At 69.9% G+C, this 15,884-nt stretch carries 19 protein-coding genes, 1 tRNA gene and 1 riboswitch; of the genes, 13 read left to right on the top strand and 7 right to left on the bottom strand.

All coding sequences use genetic code 11. The annotated features are described in order from the left end of the window. Nucleotides 1–277 precede the first annotated feature (277 nt). From ACFY0I_RS25520 to ACFY0I_RS25540, 5 genes are all read left to right on the top strand, one after another. Entirely contained in the window at nt 278–1,714 is a 1,437-nt protein-coding gene (locus ACFY0I_RS25520; RefSeq protein ID WP_388900099.1) for an amino acid permease, read from the top strand. Nucleotides 1,715–1,846: 132 nt separating this feature from the next. After that, entirely contained in the window at nt 1,847–2,269 is a 423-nt protein-coding gene (locus tag ACFY0I_RS25525) for a Mov34/MPN/PAD-1 family protein (RefSeq protein ID WP_388900102.1), read from the top strand. 77 nt (nt 2,270–2,346) lie between these two features. Continuing rightward, nucleotides 2,347–2,454 (top strand): putative leader peptide, encoded by a 108-nt coding sequence (locus tag ACFY0I_RS25530; RefSeq protein WP_338014447.1) that lies wholly within the window; start codon nt 2,347–2,349, stop codon nt 2,452–2,454. A gap of 88 nt (nt 2,455–2,542) precedes the next feature. Continuing rightward, entirely contained in the window at nt 2,543–2,830 is a 288-nt protein-coding gene (locus ACFY0I_RS25535) for a MoaD/ThiS family protein (RefSeq protein WP_281208476.1), read from the top strand. Beyond that, on the top strand, nt 2,830–3,780 hold the full coding sequence (locus ACFY0I_RS25540) for a PLP-dependent cysteine synthase family protein (protein WP_388900106.1): 951 nt from the start codon (nt 2,830–2,832) through the stop codon (nt 3,778–3,780). The genes ACFY0I_RS25535 and ACFY0I_RS25540 overlap by 1 nt, the downstream gene beginning before the upstream one ends. Before the next feature lie 33 nt (nt 3,781–3,813). On the opposite strand, the gene ACFY0I_RS25545 is transcribed toward ACFY0I_RS25540, so the two are convergent. Beyond that, nucleotides 3,814–4,167 (bottom strand): DUF488 domain-containing protein, encoded by a 354-nt coding sequence (locus ACFY0I_RS25545; RefSeq protein WP_388900109.1) that lies wholly within the window; start codon nt 4,165–4,167, stop codon nt 3,814–3,816. Continuing rightward, nucleotides 4,164–4,589, bottom strand: coding sequence for a hypothetical protein (locus ACFY0I_RS25550; RefSeq protein ID WP_388900111.1), 426 nt, complete (start codon nt 4,587–4,589; stop codon nt 4,164–4,166). Before ACFY0I_RS25550 ends, ACFY0I_RS25545 begins: the two co-directional genes overlap by 4 nt. 195 nt (nt 4,590–4,784) lie before the next feature. On the opposite strand from ACFY0I_RS25550, the gene ACFY0I_RS25555 reads away from it, so the two are divergent. Next, nucleotides 4,785–5,537 (top strand): MBL fold metallo-hydrolase, encoded by a 753-nt coding sequence (locus ACFY0I_RS25555; RefSeq protein WP_388900114.1) that lies wholly within the window; start codon nt 4,785–4,787, stop codon nt 5,535–5,537. A 168-nt stretch (nt 5,538–5,705) separates the two neighbouring features. Here ACFY0I_RS25555 and ACFY0I_RS25560 read toward each other — a convergent pair whose 3' ends face one another. Together ACFY0I_RS25560 and ACFY0I_RS25565 are read right to left on the bottom strand one after the other, a co-directional pair. Further along, nucleotides 5,706–6,980, bottom strand: a complete 1,275-nt coding sequence (locus tag ACFY0I_RS25560; RefSeq protein ID WP_388900116.1) for a PTS transporter subunit EIIC — start codon at nt 6,978–6,980, stop codon at nt 5,706–5,708. A gap of 321 nt (nt 6,981–7,301) precedes the next feature. After that, on the bottom strand, nt 7,302–8,603 hold the full coding sequence (locus ACFY0I_RS25565; protein ID WP_388900119.1) for a PTS transporter subunit EIIC: 1,302 nt from the start codon (nt 8,601–8,603) through the stop codon (nt 7,302–7,304). A gap of 217 nt (nt 8,604–8,820) precedes the next feature. On the opposite strand from ACFY0I_RS25565, the gene ACFY0I_RS25570 reads away from it, so the two are divergent. The 4 genes from ACFY0I_RS25570 to rdgB all read left to right on the top strand — a co-directional run bounded on the left by ACFY0I_RS25570 (nt 8,821) and on the right by rdgB (nt 11,052). Then, on the top strand, nt 8,821–9,054 hold the full coding sequence (locus ACFY0I_RS25570; protein WP_150519444.1) for a glucose PTS transporter subunit EIIB: 234 nt from the start codon (nt 8,821–8,823) through the stop codon (nt 9,052–9,054). A 127-nt stretch (nt 9,055–9,181) separates the two neighbouring features. Further along, nucleotides 9,182–9,916 (top strand): ribonuclease PH, encoded by a 735-nt coding sequence (gene rph / locus ACFY0I_RS25575; protein ID WP_281208484.1) that lies wholly within the window; start codon nt 9,182–9,184, stop codon nt 9,914–9,916. Between the two features lie 105 nt (nt 9,917–10,021). Beyond that, nucleotides 10,022–10,408, top strand: coding sequence for a hypothetical protein (locus ACFY0I_RS25580; protein WP_388900123.1), 387 nt, complete (start codon nt 10,022–10,024; stop codon nt 10,406–10,408). A 29-nt stretch (nt 10,409–10,437) separates the two neighbouring features. Beyond that, nucleotides 10,438–11,052 (top strand): RdgB/HAM1 family non-canonical purine NTP pyrophosphatase, encoded by a 615-nt coding sequence (rdgB, locus tag ACFY0I_RS25585; protein ID WP_281208486.1) that lies wholly within the window; start codon nt 10,438–10,440, stop codon nt 11,050–11,052. Nucleotides 11,053–11,105: 53 nt separating this feature from the next. Here rdgB and ACFY0I_RS25590 read toward each other — a convergent pair. Together ACFY0I_RS25590 and bcp are read right to left on the bottom strand one after the other, a co-directional pair. Continuing rightward, nucleotides 11,106–11,183, bottom strand: a tRNA-Leu gene (locus ACFY0I_RS25590). Between the two features lie 207 nt (nt 11,184–11,390). Continuing rightward, a complete protein-coding gene (bcp, locus tag ACFY0I_RS25595; protein WP_319193606.1) occupies nt 11,391–11,858 on the bottom strand; it encodes a thioredoxin-dependent thiol peroxidase in 468 nt (155 codons plus the stop codon). Between the two features lie 112 nt (nt 11,859–11,970). On the opposite strand from bcp, the gene ACFY0I_RS25600 reads away from it, so the two are divergent. From ACFY0I_RS25600 to ACFY0I_RS25610, 3 genes are all read left to right on the top strand, one after another. Beyond that, nucleotides 11,971–12,288 carry a DUF3618 domain-containing protein gene (locus tag ACFY0I_RS25600; protein ID WP_388900127.1) on the top strand — a complete coding sequence of 106 codons (318 nt, stop codon included), beginning with the start codon at nt 11,971–11,973 and terminating at the stop codon, nt 12,286–12,288. A 46-nt stretch (nt 12,289–12,334) separates the two neighbouring features. After that, on the top strand, nt 12,335–12,676 hold the full coding sequence (locus tag ACFY0I_RS25605; RefSeq protein ID WP_362880373.1) for a co-chaperone GroES: 342 nt from the start codon (nt 12,335–12,337) through the stop codon (nt 12,674–12,676). A 124-nt stretch (nt 12,677–12,800) separates the two neighbouring features. Next, nucleotides 12,801–12,879, top strand: a riboswitch (guanidine-III (ykkC-III) riboswitch). Nucleotides 12,880–12,911: 32 nt separating this feature from the next. After that, complete coding sequence (locus ACFY0I_RS25610) at nt 12,912–13,232, top strand: multidrug efflux SMR transporter (RefSeq protein WP_362880371.1); 321 nt, start codon at nt 12,912–12,914, stop codon at nt 13,230–13,232. Nucleotides 13,233–13,290: 58 nt separating this feature from the next. On the opposite strand, the gene ACFY0I_RS25615 is transcribed toward ACFY0I_RS25610, so the two are convergent. Further along, the gene (locus tag ACFY0I_RS25615; RefSeq protein ID WP_388900132.1) at nt 13,291–15,771 is read right to left on the bottom strand and encodes a transglycosylase domain-containing protein; all 2,481 of its coding nucleotides are present in this window, start codon (nt 15,769–15,771) and stop codon (nt 13,291–13,293) included. Nucleotides 15,772–15,884: the final 113 nt, after the last annotated feature.

Consider the following 15,884-nt stretch of genomic DNA (forward strand, 5'->3'; position numbering starts at 1 on the left):
AAATCCGGATAACGATCAGATCACCGCCATGCGGTGATCTGATCCCCATCGGGGCCTATGCCCCGATTTTTTTATGCCTTCCGCCACATTTCCTCCCCTCGCGCCCCCATAAGCACGTGATAAATCTTCACGACTGCCGAAGGGACGCCACCCCTGTCCCCAGGCCTGCTTGAACCGGCTGACCGCCGGCGTGCAACTCCATCCGTATCCGGGGGGATCGAGGACCCGATCCGCAGCCGATGAGGCGCGGATCGGCGTGGAGAAAGGCGCACCAGACATGACCTCTGTGCAGGTCGAGCAGCACGACAGGACGCCCGGCGAGGGCGATCAGGGCGAGGGCGAGGGGTACCACCGCGCACTCGGCGCCCGCCAGATCCAGATGATCGCGATCGGCGGAGCCATCGGCACCGGCCTGTTCCTCGGGGCGGGCAAGGCGATCTCCAAGGCCGGACCGAGCCTGATCCTGGCCTACGCGATCGCGGGCCTGGTCATCTTCTTCATCATGCGGGCCCTGGGCGAACTGCTCATGTACCGCCCGGTGTCCGGTTCCTTCTCGGACTACGCCCGCGAGTTCCTGGGCCCGTTCTGGGGCTACGCCACAGGCTGGACGTACTGGCTCTTCTGGGTGGTCACCGGCATCACCGAGGTCACCGCCGCCGCCAAGTACATGTCGTACTGGACCGACGACAGCTTCCCGCAATGGGCGTACGCGCTGATCTTCACGGTCATCCTCTACGCCGCCAACCTGATCTCCGTGAAGCTCTTCGGCGAGCTGGAGTTCTGGTTCTCCATGGTCAAGGTCACCGCCATCGTCGGCATGATCCTGATCTGCGCCGGCATCCTCACCATCGGGTTCTCCGACGCCGCGGCGACCGCCTCCGTCTCCAACCTGTGGAACGACGGCGGCTTCTTCCCCAAGGGCATCGGCGGCACGCTGATGACCCTGCAGATCGTGATGTTCGCCTTCCTCGCGGTCGAGCTCGTCGGCGTCACCGCCGGCGAGTCCAAGGACCCCGAGAAGACCCTCCCCAAGGCCATCAACACCGTGCCGTGGCGCATCGCCGTCTTCTACGTCGGCGCGCTCATCATGATCCTCTCGGTCGTGCCGTGGACGCACTTCCAGCCGGGCGTCTCGCCCTTCGTCGCCGCCTTCGAGCGCATGGGCCTGGGCATCGGCGCCGCGATCGTCAACTTCGTCGTCCTGACGGCGGCCCTGTCCTCCTGCAACTCGGGCATGTACTCCACCGGCCGCATGCTGCGCGACCTCGCGCTCAACGGCCAGGGTCCGAAGTTCTTCACCAAACTGACGAAGAACGGCACCCCGCTGCTCGGCACCACCTTCTCCGCCGCGCTGATGCTGGTGGGCGTCTGGATCAACTACGTCGCCCCGGGCAAGGCCTTCGACTACGTCGTCTCCTTCGCCACCATCTCCGGCATGTGGGCCTGGATCATGATCCTGGTCTGCCAGATCCGCTACCGCGCCAAGGCCGACCGGGGCGAGCTGCCCCGGTCCACCTTCCGCGCCCCGGGCGCCCCCTGGACCAGCTGGTTCGCGCTGCTGTTCATCGGGATGGTCATCGTCATGATGGGCATCGACAAGGACTCCCGCGTCTCGCTGTACTGCGCCCCGCTGTGGGGTCTGATCCTCGGCGTGTCCTACCTGGTGCTGAAGTCCCGCAACCCGCGCGGCGCGGCCTTCAACAAGGTCTCCTGACCCCGCGGGGACCGGACCTTCCCGACCGCCGTCCCGGCCGGGACCCGTGTCCCCGCGGCGCTCCGTCCGACATTCGGGCCCTTCCGTACCACGCCTCGGTACGGGAGGGCCCGTCTGTCTATCCTGTCGCTCATGCTGACCCTCACCCAGGACCTGTACGACCGGATCGTCGAGCACGCCCGCAAGGACCACCCCGACGAGGCGTGCGGCGTCGTGGCCGGCCCGGCGGACACCGGGCGCCCCGAGCGGTTCATCCCGATGCTCAACGCGGCCCGCTCGCCCACGTTCTACGAGTTCGACTCGAAGGACCTCCTGAAGCTCTACCGGGAGCTGGACGACCGCGACGAGGAACCGGTGATCGTCTACCACTCGCACACCGCCACCGAGGCCTACCCCTCGCGCACCGACGTGACGTACGCGAACGAGCCCGGCGCCCACTACGTGCTCGTCTCCACGGCCGACCAGGACGGCCTCGGCGAGTTCCAGTTCCGCTCGTACCGGATCGTCGACGGCGTGATCACGGAGGAAGAAGTGCAGGTCGTGGCGGGCTACTGACCAGTATGTGAGCGGTTGCCGTCCACGATGCGGGATCACACTCCAAACGGGGGACCGGGAATCGTTAACATGACCGCATGGTTCCCCACGACGTGAGCATCGAGACGCCCGGCAGGCTGCTGCTCGTGGCGCGGCTGCACGTCGACCTGTGCCGCCTCGCCAGCGCCATCTGTCCTGCCGGCTGAGCGACCCAGCCCTCCCGCGCGGGGGCGCAAGAACCGCGCGCTTTCACGTTCTTACGGTTTAACGCCCTTCACGACACTGGAGCCTGCCATGGCCATCGAGGTCCGCATCCCCACCATCCTCCGCACCTACACCGACGGCGAGAAGGCCGTGAACGGCGAGGGCGCGACCCTGTCCGAGCTGTTCGCGGACCTGGAGACGCGGCACAAGGGCATCGAGGAGCGCATCGTCGACCAGGCCGCCGGTGGCCAGCTGCGCCGCTTCGTGAACGTCTACCTCAACGACGAGGACGTCCGCTTCCTCGACGGCATCTCCACCGCGCTCAAGGACGGCGACAGCGTCACCATCCTTCCGGCCGTGGCCGGCGGCTCGAAGTAATGCGCTACGACTCCCCGCTCGCGGCCGTCGGCAACACGCCGCTGGTCCGGCTGCCCCGGCTCTCGCCCTCCGCCGACGTGCGGATCTGGGCGAAGCTGGAGGACCGCAATCCGACCGGCTCGATCAAGGACCGCCCCGCGCTCCACATGGTCGAGCAGGCGGAGAAGGACGGCCGCCTGTTCCCCGGCTGCACCATCCTGGAGCCCACCTCCGGCAACACGGGCATCTCCCTGGCGATGGCCGCGAAGCTCAAGGGCTACCGGATCGTGTGCGTGATGCCGGAGAACACCTCGCAGGAGCGGCGCGACCTTCTCGCGATGTGGGGAGCCGAGATCGTCTCGTCGCCGGCGGCGGGCGGCTCGAACACGGCGGTCCGGGTGGCCAAGGAACTGGCCGTCGAGCACCCGGACTGGGTGATGCTCTACCAGTACGGCAACCCGGACAACGCCGGCGCCCACTACGCGACCACGGGCCCGGAGATCCTCGCCGACCTCCCGTCCATCACGCACTTCGTGGCGGGCCTGGGCACCACCGGCACCCTGATGGGCGTCGGCCGCTACCTGCGCGAGCACGTCGAGAACGTCAAGATCGTCGCGGCCGAGCCCCGGTACGACGACGTCGTCTACGGCCTGCGCAACCTCGACGAGGGCTTCGTCCCCGAGCTGTACGACGCCTCCGTGCTCACCACCCGCTTCTCGGTGGGCTCCGCGGACGCCGTCACCCGCACCCGGGACCTGCTGCGCGAGGAGGGCATCTTCGCGGGCGTCTCCACCGGCGCCGCCCTGCACGCGGCGATCGGTGTCGGCCGCAAGGCCGTCGCCGCGGGGGAGAGCGCCGACATCGTGTTCGTCGTCGCCGACGGAGGCTGGAAGTACCTGTCGACCGGCGTCTACACGGCGGCCACGACGGAGGAGGCCATCGAGGTCCTCCAAGGCCAGCTCTGGGCGTGAGCCGCACGCGCCCCCGACCCGCCACCGGCGGGGTCAGGGGGCGGCGGCCAGCAGTTCGGCGAGGACGGCGGCGTGGCTCGTCGCCGGATCCCGGACCGCGGTCAGCAGGGTGAGCGGGCCCGTCCGGGCCAGGTCCCGCAACCGATCCAGTTCCGCGACCGCGCCGGGTACGGCCAGCTCCGCCTCGTAGCGCTGTCGGAACTCCTCCGGGGAGCCGCCGGCGTGGAACCACTTGCGCAGGTCCGCCGACGGGGTCAGGGGCCGGGGCCACTCGTCGACCCCGGCCGCCGCCTTCGACAGCCCGCGCGGCCAGAGCCGGTCCACGAGGACCCGTACGCCGTCGGCCTCCGGCTCGGGGGCATCGTAGACGCGCCGCAACCGGATCACCCCGCACCACCTCCGAGCCCCTTGGCCTCGTCCCACACCGTCGGGTCCAGTGTTCCCAGCCGGGTGCGGAACTCCCACAACGACACCTCCGCCGGCCGGTCCGCCTCCAGGAAGCCGCCGCGACCCTGCCGGCCCACCACCCCGGGCGGCAACGGGATCACGCCGGGCCGACGGTCGTCGTACTTCCCGGTGATCCACGCGATCCGGGCCCGCTCCCGGTGCGGCCGCACGGCCAGGACCAGGCAGGACCTGCCGTCCACCAGACCCCACAGCTCGCCGACCCGCACCGGCGGGGGCGGCCCCGGCCCGTGCGGCGGCGGCCTCGGCGCCCCGCCGCGGGCACCCAGGACCCGCCGCGGCAGCAGCACCACCAGCGCCACGGCGACCACCGCCGCGAGCGCGGGCCACCAGGACGTGTCCATGCTCCGACCGTAGTCGCGCGCCGGGCGCCCGGCGCGGCAACGCCCGTACCCGCCGTCGCTCCCCCGGGTGACAGCGCAGGTGATTCCCCCCACAACGGCCTGCCGTGGAGGAGCGACCCGAGGTTTCGCGCCTTACGCTCGACCCACGCACGGCCCGCATTCCGTCCACGGACCGTCCACGGAGGTTCACGCTCCATGAAGCTCACCGTCGTCGGCTGCTCGGGGTCGTTCCCGTCCGCGGAATCGGCCTGTTCGAGCTACCTCGTCGAGGCCGACGGCTTCCGGCTGCTCCTCGACATGGGCAACGGCTCGCTCGGGGCGCTCCAGCGCCACTGCGGTCTCTACGACCTCGACGCGATCTTCCTGAGCCACCTGCACGCCGATCACTGCATCGACATGTGCGCGTACTTCGTCGCCCGCTACTACCGCCACGAGGGCGGCCGGTGCGGCACCATCCCCGTCTACGGCCCCGAGGGCACCGAGCAGCGCCTGACCACCGCCTACGAGGACGTCCCCGACGCGAGCTCGATGAGCGAGGTCTTCGACTTCCGGACGCTGAAGACGGCCGCCTTCGAGATCGGCCCGTTCACCGTGCGCACCGAGAAGGTCTGCCATCCGGTGGAGTCGTACGGGATCCGGATCGAGCACGGCGGTCGCTCGTTGGCGTACTCGGGCGACACCGGGGTCTGCCCGGAGCTCGGGGTACTGGCCGACGGCGTCGACCTCTTCCTGTGCGAGGCCTCCTTCACGCACGGCAAGGAGGACATCCCCGATCTTCACCTCAACGGCCGCGAGGCCGGGGAGTACGCGAGCGCGGGGCAGGTCGGCCGGCTCGTCCTGACCCACATCCCGCCGTGGACGGATGCCGGCCAGAACCTCGCCGACGCCCGATCGGTCTACGACGGCCGGGTCGACCTCGCGTACGCGGGCGCCGTCTACGAGCTCTGAGAGCGTCTGCGGGGAGCCCACGACCCGACGGGGCCGGTAGCGGCCGGCCCGCACACGAGTGGCCCCGCGCACGACGGAGCCCCCGCGCACGACGGAGCCCCCGCGCACGACGGAGCCCCCGCCCTCCCTTCCGGGAGAGCGGGGGCTCCGGTGCGTGGTACGGGCTGCTTACTTGGCCTCGGCCTTCTGCAGCTCGGCCAGCTCCTCGTCGGACTCGCGGCCCGGCGTCGGGAGGTTGAACTTGGTGATCGCGAAGCGGAAGACGAAGTAGTAGACCGCCGCGAAGCACAGGCCGACGCCCGCCAGCATCCACGGCTTCTCCGCGATGCCGAGGTTCAGCAGGAAGTCGACGAGGCCGGCGGAGAAGCCGAAGCCGTCCCGCATGCCCAGGGCCCAGGTGAGGGCGAGGGAGACACCGGTCAGCACCGCGTGGATCGCGTACAGCACCGGGGCGATGAACATGAAGGTGAACTCGATCGGCTCGGTCACACCGGTGACGAAGGAGGTGAGCGCGAGGGAGAACATCATGCCGCCGACGACCTTGCGGCGCTCGGGGCGGGCGCAGTGGACGATCGCGAGGCAGGCCGCCGGGAGGGCGAACATCATGATCGGGAAGAAGCCGGTCATGAACTGTCCGGCGGTCGGGTCACCGGCGAGGAAGCGACCGATGTCGCCGTGGACGGCGCCGGTCGGGGTGTCGAAGGAGCCGGCCTGGAACCACGGGAAGGAGTTCAGCAGGTGGTGCATGCCGATCGGGATCAGCGCGCGGTTGGCGACACCGAAGATGCCCGCGCCGACGGCGCCCGAACCGGTCAGCCACTCACCGAAGTTGTGCAGGCCCGTGCCGAGCACCGGCCAGATCAGACCGAAGACGATGCCGGTGACGAGGCCCGCGAGGGCGGAGAGGATCGGGACGAGGCGGCGGCCACCGAAGAAGCCCGCCCAGTCCGGCAGCTTGGTCCGGTAGAACTTCTGGTAGAGCAGCGCGGTGATGACACCCATCACGACGCCGCCGAGCACACCCGCGTTGACCGGGGCGTCGACGTTGACGATCTTCCCGCCGACGACCTTGGCGACCTGGGGCAGGTTGCTGTCGGTGAAGGTGGCGAGGACCGCCTTGAAGACGAGGTAGCCGGTGACCGCGGCGAGGGCGGTCGAGCCGTCCGACTTCTTCGCGAAGCCGATCGCGATGCCGACGGCGAACAGCAGCGCCATGTTGTCGAGGATCGCGCCACCACCGGCGGCCATGTAACCGGCGATCTTGAGGATGAACGTCGGGAAGACGTCCTTGTCGCCGAGCATGTCGTCCGCGCCCAGGCGGAGCAGGAGCGCGCCGGCGGGCAGCACGGCAACGGGGAGCATGAGGCTCCGGCCGATGCGCTGCATGACGGCCATCACGCCAGCGCCCTTCTTCTTTTCCGCAGCGGCGGTGGCTGTGGACATGGACTTCCTCCAGTGGACAAGGCGCTGCCAGGGCGGGAAAAAGGGGTTGGCGACGTCTCGGAAAGGGGGACCGCGGGGGCCGGAACGAGCCACGCGTGGTCTACACCAATAGGTGGTGTAGACCAGTTGTAACACGGTGAGGGTTAGATAAGGAACCTTCAATTTCCAGTGGCGTACGCCACACTCGCCCCGAGCGGGTCCGCTATCCGGAACCGCGGACTTCCGGACATGGCGAAGGCCCCCGGATCCTGGGATCCGAGGGCCTCCACCGGCCGGGCCGAAGGGCCCCGCGCGGCCGGCCGCGCCTTCATAACGGCTTGGCTACGCCTTGGTGTTGTCCGCCTGCATGGCCGCGATCTCCTCGTCCGACTCCCGTCCGGGGGTCGGGATGTCGAACTTGGTGATCGCGAAGCGGAAGACGGCGTAGTAGACGGCGGCGAAGCACAGGCCGATCGGAATGATCATCCAGGGCTTGGTCGCCAGGCTCCAGTTGATGACGTAGTCGATCAGGCCGGCCGAGAAGCTGAAGCCGTCGTGCACGCCCAGGGCCCAGGTCACCGCCATGGACACGCCCGTCAGGACCGCGTGGATCGCGTACAGCGCCGGCGCCACGAAGAGGAAGGAGTACTCCAACGGTTCCGTGATGCCCGTGACGAACGAGGTCAGACCGACCGACAGCATCAGGCCGCCGACCTCCTTGCGGCGCAGCGGCTTCGCGCAGTGGGTGATGGCCAGGGCGGCGGCCGGCAGGGCGAACATCATGATGGGGAAGAACCCGGACAGGAACTGGCCCGCGTTCGGGTCGCCGTTCAGGAACATCGGGATGTCACCGTGGACGACCTGTCCGTCCGACGTGGTGAAGCTGCCGAACTGGAACCACACCGGCACGTTCAGGAACTGGTGCAGGCCGATCACCAGCAGCGCGCGGTTCGCGAGGCCGAAGATGCCGGCGCCCCAGGATCCGAGCCCCACCAGCCAATCGGAGAAGCTCTCCAGCGCGCCGCCGATCGGCGGCCAGATCCACAGGCACAGCACGGCGAACGCGATCGCGACGAAGGTCATGATGATCGGCACGAGCCGGCGCCCGTTGAAGAAGCCCAGCCAGTCGACCAGCTTCACCCGGTGGTAGCGCTGCCAGAACCAGGCGGCCAGCAAGCCCATGATGATGCCGCCGAACACCCCGGGGTTCTGGAAGCTGTACTCGGCGAAGGTGTCGTCCGGCCCCAGGCAGCCGCCCCCGATGTCCTTCGTCCCCTCGGGGCAGCCGTCGGGGAAGACGCGCAGCACGCTGCGGTAGACGAGGAAGCCCACGACCGCGGCGAGGGCGGTGGAGCCGTCCGCCTTCTTGGCCATGCCGATCGCGACGCCGACGCAGAAGAGGAGGGGGAGTCCGAGGTCGGCGTTGAGGAGGGCGCCGCCCGCGCTCGCCATCACCTTGGCGACGTCGGTCCAGCCGAGGCCGTCCTTGCCGAAGACGTCGTTCTGGCCGAGCCGGTTCAGGATGCCCGCCGCGGGGAGGACGGCGATCGGGAGCTGGAGGCTCCGTCCCATCTTCTGCAGGCCCTGGAACAAGCCGTTCCACCACTTCGGCTGTGGCGCCGTCGCGGCACTGCTCGTGCTCATCGCGTCCTCCCTGAACCGGCCCGTTTTTGGCAGTCGCAACACTTGCGGCACACTGGTGTAGACCAGTTGGTGGGCAGGCTGCTGCTGATGGTCATCATTCGGCAGCTGCGGGGCACGCGCCCGTGTAGATGGGCCAACCGTGAGTTACCGTGACGAAGCGGACGACGCTGGTTACGGCCGCCGAGACTCGTTCTTCGAACCACTCAGGGAGAAACACATGGCCACCAAGGCTGAGAAGATCGTCGCCGGGCTCGGCGGCATCGACAACATCGAAGAGGTCGAGGGCTGCATCACCCGCCTCCGCACCGAGGTCAAGGACCCGGCCCTGGTCGACGAGGTCGCCCTGAAGGCCGCCGGCGCCCATGGCGTCGTCAAGATGGGCACCGCGATCCAGGTCGTCATCGGCACCGACGCCGACCCGATCGCCGCGGACATCGAAGACATGATGTGAGCTGAGCCCACCCGGCTCCGCGTCCGCCCCCGCCGCATCGTGGCGGGGGCGGACGCGTGCGAGGGCCCCGTCCGGATCGATTCGGGCGGGGCCCTTCCACATCCCCGTACCGACTAGGCTCACAGCCATGTCTCGCATCGACGGCCGCACGCCCGAACAGCTCCGCCCGGTCACCATCGAACGCGGATGGAGCAAGCACGCCGAGGGCTCCGTCCTCATCTCCTTCGGTGACACCAAGGTGTTCTGCACCGCCTCGTTCACCGAAGGCGTCCCGCGCTGGCGCAAGGGCAGCGGCGAGGGCTGGGTGACCTCCGAGTACTCGATGCTGCCGCGCTCCACCAACACCCGCGGCGACCGCGAATCCGTCCGCGGCAAGATCGGCGGCCGCACCCACGAGATCTCCCGCCTCATCGGCCGTTCGCTGCGCGCGGTCATCGACTACAAGGCCCTCGGCGAGAACACCATCGTCCTGGACTGCGACGTCCTCCAGGCCGACGGCGGCACCCGCACCGCCGCCATCACCGGGGCCTACGTCGCGCTCGCCGACGCCGTCGCCTGGGGCCAGAAGAAGAAGCTGATCAAGGCCGGGCGCAAGCCGCTCACCGGCACCGTCGCCGCCGTCAGCGTCGGCATCGTCGACGGCGTGCCCCTCCTCGACCTCTGCTACGAGGAGGACGTCCGCGCCGAGACCGACATGAACGTCGTCTGCACCGGCGACGGTCGCTTCGTCGAGGTCCAGGGCACCGCCGAGGGCGAGCCCTTCGACCGCAAGGAGCTCAACGCGCTCCTCGACCTCGCCACCGGCGGCTGCGCCGACCTGGAGGCCCTCCAACTGGGCGCGCTGGAGCTGCAGGCTCCGTAGTCCGCGCAGAACCACCGGGCGCGCAACCGCGTCCGAGCAAGTACGGGCGCACGGTGTCACAGCCGTGCGCCCGTCCATGTATCCGAGTTGTGGGGGGACCCCTAAATGAAGCCGAAGTTCCGCATCGCCGCCGTGGCGCTGGCCGCCGCGCTCACCGTCCCGGCCCTGACCTCCTGCGACGCGATATCTACGGCGATGGACTGCGCCAACACGGCGGTGGCCATCGCCGACAGCGCCAACGACCTCCAGCAGGCCGTCTCGCAGGCCGGCAACAGCCCGCAGGAGGCCCAGAACGCGCTGAACTCGATCGACGCGAGCCTGAAGAAGATCGGCGACCAGACGGACAACGCCGACCTGGGCAAGGCCATCGACTCGATGACCACGGCCGTGCAGAACGTCCGCACCTCCCTGGAGGGCGGCAACGTCAATCCGGACATCAAGCCGGTCGCCGACGCCGCCTCGGAGATCTCCAAGGTCTGCACCCCGGGCTGAGCCGTCCGGCGGCCCGGAATAATGAGGGCATGACCTCGACGCCCAGCCGCCTGATCCTGGCCACCCGCAACGCGGGCAAAGTCACCGAACTCCGCGCCATCCTGTCCGACGCCGGCCTGCCGCACGAGCTGGTCGGCGCGGACGCGTACCCCGACATCCCGGACGTCAAGGAGACCGGCGTCACCTTCGCCGAGAACGCCCTCCTCAAGGCCCACGCCCTCGCCCGGGCCACCGGCCTACCGGCCGTCGCGGACGACTCCGGCCTGTGCGTCGACGTCCTGAACGGCGCCCCCGGCATCTTCTCCGCCCGCTGGGCCGGCTCCCACGGCGACGACAAGGCCAACCTCGACCTGCTGCTCGCCCAGCTCGGCGACATCGCCGACGAGCACCGCGGAGCCCACTTCTTCTGCGCGGCGGCCCTGGCCCTGCCGGACGGCACCGAACGCGTCGTCGAGGGTCGCCTCCTGGGCACCCTGCGACACGCACCCGAGGGCGGCGGCGGCTTCGGCTACGACCCGATCCTCCAGCCCCTGGGCGAGTCGCGGACCTGCGCGGAACTGACGGCGGCGGAGAAGAACGCCATCTCCCACCGCGGCCTGGCCTTCCGCGCCCTGGTCCCGGTGATCAGGGAGCTGCTGGGCTGACGCGACGCAAAACACCCGCCGCCAGTGGATCACGGGCGGCGGGTGTTCATCCTTGGTACGCCCGGTCGGACTCGAACCGACAACACATGGCACCTAAAGCCATTCTCTCTAGCCGCTTGGAGTACGGGCGCTCGCGCTCCCGCCACTCTACTGGGTGGGCCGCGCCCGTTTGCGGTCGCGGCACCAGGTCCTGGTGACGGCATGGCAGTTGGGGCAGCGCAGTCGCAGATCGTCCCGGCGGTCGTCGCTCGAGTCGCCGTTGACGTGATCGACCTCCGATGAACGGAGCAGCCCGCACCGGTTGGGTGCGGGCCGCTGCGTCGAAGGGGTGGGGCGGGTCAGATGCCCAGGTCCTTGATGATCTTCGCTACGTGGCCGGTCGCCTTCACGTTGTAGAAGGCGTGCGCGACCTTGCCCTCCTCGTCCACGACCACCGTGGAACGGATGACCCCGGTCACCGTCTTGCCGTACAGCTTCTTCTCGCCGAAGGCGCCGTAGGCCGTCAGGGTCTCCTTCTCCGGGTCCCCGACCAGGGTCACCTTCAGGTTCTCCTGCTCGCGGAACTTGGCGAGCTTCTCCGGCTTGTCGGGGGAGACGCCGATGACGTCGTACCCGGCGGTGGCCAGGGCGTCCAGGTTGTCGGTGAAGTCGCAGGCCTGCTTGGTGCAGCCCGGCGTCAGGGCCGCGGGGTAGAAGTACACGATCACCTTGCGGCCCTTGTGGTCGGCCAGCGAGACCTCGTTGCCGTCCGCGTCGGGCAGGGTGAAGGCGGGGGCGGTGTCGCCCGGCTGGAGTCGCTCGCTCATCTCAACAGTCTCCTCGGGAGGGGATCGGTACGTCATGAGCCTAAGCTGACGGAGCTGACAGACTGTCCACGACGGATCACGCCACAGACGACACAACGACGGAGGCAGCGCGGTGCCGGAAGCCAGGACCCCCGCTCAGATCGAGGCGGACATCGTCCGCCGCCGCGAGCAGCTCGCCGAGACCCTCGACGAGATCGGCGTGCGCATGCACCCGAAGACGATCGTCGGGGACGCGAAGGCGAGGGTCGCCTCGACGGTCGACCAGACCGCCGGACGGGCCTTCGTCGCCGTCAACCGGCTTGTCACCGACGTCAAGGACGGCCTGCGCCACGAGGACGGGGCGCCGCGCATCGAGCGCATCGTGCCCGTGGCGCTGCTCGCCGTCGGTGTGGTCGGGCTCCTCGTGGTGTCGGCGCGCCGCAAGCGGTGAGCACCCACCGGCGGACGGGGCGGAGCGGGGCAGGTAGGTTCGGGGCGTGAGCGAGAACACCACCCACGACAAGCTGCCCATCCGCATGCTGCACGACCGCGTGCTCGTGAAGTCCGACCTGCCCGAGGGCGAGCGCCGCTCCGGCGGCGGGATCCTGATCCCGGCGACGGCGGCCGTGGGCAAGCGGCTCTCCTGGGCCGAGGTGGTCGCCGTCGGACAGAACGTACGGAGCGTGGAGCCGGGCGACCGGGTGCTGTACGACCCGGAGGACCGGGCCGAGGTCGAGGTGCGCGGGGCGACGTACGTCCTGATGCGCGAGCGGGACCTGCACGCGGTGGCCGCCGAGCGGCTGGAGGGGTCGAAGGACTCCACCGGGCTCTACCTCTGATCCGGCATCCCTGATCCGGTATCCCTGATCCGGGATCCGGTGGGCCCGTACCGGGCCTCCGTCGGATCCCGAGTTTCACCCTGTCGGACCCTGGGGCCGGTGGCCGAGGTCACCGGCCCTTCGTGCTGCCCCTTTGCTACGGTGGAGGGGAACCCCCGACGAGACGCGCCGTACCGGGTTGCAGGACGCAAAGACGACGCACCCCCGTTTCCGTCTCGTCCCGGAGGTGCCTGTCATGGCCTGGGTTCTTCTTCTCATCGCCGGTCTGCTCGAAGTCGGCTGGTCGATCGGCATGAAATTCACCGAGGGCTTCACCCGGCTGTGGCCGTCCGTGTTCACCGGTGCCGGGATCGTCGCCAGCATGGTCCTGCTGTCCTACGCCGCCAAGACGCTGCCCATCGGCACCGCGTACGGCGTCTGGGTCGGCATCGGCGCGGCCGGGGCCGCGGTGCTCGGCATGGCGGTGCTCGGGGAACCCGTCACCGCCGCCCGGATCTTCTTCATCTGCCTGCTGCTGGTCGCGGTGGTCGGGCTGAAGGCCACCTCCGGCCACTGAGCCGGACCGGTGTCGTACGGGGCCGGCCGGGCCCGTCCCGTACGGGCCCGGCCGGGTCTCATTCGAGGTAGTCCGCCGGGGGCCGGCGGCCGAAGGCGCCGCCCTGGGTGTCGCCGCCGGTGTTCTGGCCGCCGTTGGTTTGGCCTCCGTCCGTCTGGCCGCCGTCGGTCTGACCTCCGTCGGTTTGGCCCCCGTTGGTTTGGCCGCCGTCCGTCTGGCCGCCGTTGGTTTGGCCCCCGTCGGTCCGGCCTCCGTCGGTCTGTCCGCCCTGCGTCTGACCGCCCTGGTTCCGGCCGCCGTCCGCCCGGCCGCCATCGGTCTGGCCGCCCTGGTTGCGGCCCCCGTCGGTCCGGCCGCCGTCCGTCTGCCCGCCGTCGGTGCGACCGCCGTCCGTCCGGCCGCCCGTCGGCGGGGTGTCCGGGTCCGGGGGGAAGCCGTCCGGCGGCTGCGTGACGTCCGGCTGCTGCGGCCGCGAGGCGCCCCGCTGGAGTTCGAGGTCGAAGTCCACGGGGTCCGAGGCCTCCAGCGCCGTCTTCGTGTAGGCCGCCCAGATCCGCGCCGGATAGCCGCCGCCTCCGATGCGCCGCTCGCCGAGCGCCCCGTAGAGGGACTGGAGGGTGCCCGTGTCCGGGTCCTGGCCCATCATCGACACCACCGTGACCAGGTCGGGGGTGTACGCCGCGAACCAGGCCGAGCGGTCCAGTTCGGCCGTGCCCGTCTTGCCCGCCGCCGGCCGGCCCGCCGCCAGGGCGGCCGTACCGGTGCCGTTGTCGACGACGCTGACCAGCATGGACGTCGTCGTGTCGGCGGCCTCGCGGCTGACGGCCTGCTCCGGGGTGCGGTCGGGGAGCCCGACGGTGTCCCCGTCCTTGGTGATCTTCTCCAGGAAGGTGTACGGGGTGCGCCGGCCGTGGTCGGCGAGGGTCGCGTACGCCTGCGTCATGTCCAGGACGCTCGCCTGCATGGTGCCCAGGGCGATGGCCGGGCCCGCGTCGAAGTTCGGGGTGCTCTTCGGGATGCCCAGGGCGATCGCCGTCTGCTTGACCTTCTCCCCGCCGACGTCCACGGCCATCTGCGCGTACACCGTGTTGACCGACAGGTCGGTCGCCGTGTTGACGGTGATGTTCCCGTACGAGACCTGCCCCTCGTTCTCGGGGGCGAAGCGGATCCGGCCGCCGACCACCGGGCGCTTGTTGTCGCCGTTGTAGACCGTGTTCGGGGTGATGCGCCGGCCGTCCTGGGTGCGGGAGTCGTTCTCCACGGCGGCGGCGAAGACGAACGGCTTGAAGGTGGAGGCCACCTGGTAGTCGTGCCGGGTCGCGTTGTTGACGTACTGCTTCGTGTAGTCGATGCCGCCGTACAGGGCCACGACCTTGCCGGTGGCCGGATCGATGGAGGCCCCGCCCGCCCGCACCAGCCGGTCCGCCGGGCGGGCGGCCGGGTCGAGGTCGTCCACCATCTCGGTCCGCACGGCGTCGACGAACGCCGCCTGACGGCGCTTGTCGATCGTCGTGGTGATCCGGTAGCCGCCCTCCGCGAGGGTCTTGTCGTCGAGGATCCCGCGCTCGGTGATGTAGTCCTTGACGGCCTCCACCAGGTACCCGCGCTGGCCTGACAGGCCGGACGCCGGACGGATCCTGCCGGGCTCGGGGAACCGCGCCGCGGCCCGCTCCGCCGGGTCCATCCACTCCTTCTTCACCATGCCGTCGAGCACGTAGTTCCAGCGGGCGACGGCCCGGTCCCGACTGCGGGGGTGCGCGACGACGTCGAAGGCGCTGGGGGAGTTGAGCAGGGTCGCCAGGTAGGCGCCCTCGGCGGTGGTCAGCCGGTTGACGTCCTTGCCGTAGTAGGCCTGGGCGGCGGCCTGGATCCCGTAGGCGTTGCGGCCGAAGTAGCTGGTGTTCAGGTAGCCCTCCAGGATGTAGTCCTTCGACTTCTCCCGACCGAGCTTGATCGCGATGAAGAACTCCTTGACCTTCCGGTTCACCGTCTGTTCCTGGCCCAGGTAGTAGTTCTTGACGTACTGCTGGGTGATCGTCGAGCCGGACTGCTTGCCCTTCCCGGTGACGGTGTTCCAGGCGGCGCGGACCATCGCTTTGGGATCCACCGCCCGCTCGGAGTGGAAGTCCCGGTCCTCGGCCGCCAGTACGGCCTCCTGGACCGTCAGCGGCACTTGTGAGAGCGGCACGTTGACCCGGTTGACCTCGCCGTCACGGGCCAGCTGCGACCCGTCCGCGTACAGGTACACGTTGGACTGCGCGGTGGCGGCCGCGTTCGCCGGCGGGATGTCCACCAGCAGGTACCCGGCCACCAAGGCGCCGCCCAACAGCAGCCCGATCAGCACGAGGGAGCCCAGCAGCATCCGCCAGGTCGGCAGGGCGCGCCGCCAACCGGTGCGCCGACGACCGCCCTTGCCTGTGGCCCGTCCGCCGGCGCCGGCCTCGCGGGGAGCCCGTTCGACGGCGGGCTCCGTCGGCTTGCCCCCGGGGGTGTCCGGATCGCGAGGCGTCCAGCCCGGTGGTGGTGACTGGTCGCTCATCGCCGGGACTCCTCGGGGCTGTGCGAAATATCCACATCCGTACCTCATGGTGTCTACCCGATGGCCGGTGCATCCGCGCCGGACGGGCATAAATCGGTCGCGTGGCTCGCCCC

This window comes from Streptomyces sp. NPDC001568, assembly GCF_042893755.1.
Classification (GTDB): domain Bacteria; phylum Actinomycetota; class Actinomycetes; order Streptomycetales; family Streptomycetaceae; genus Streptomyces.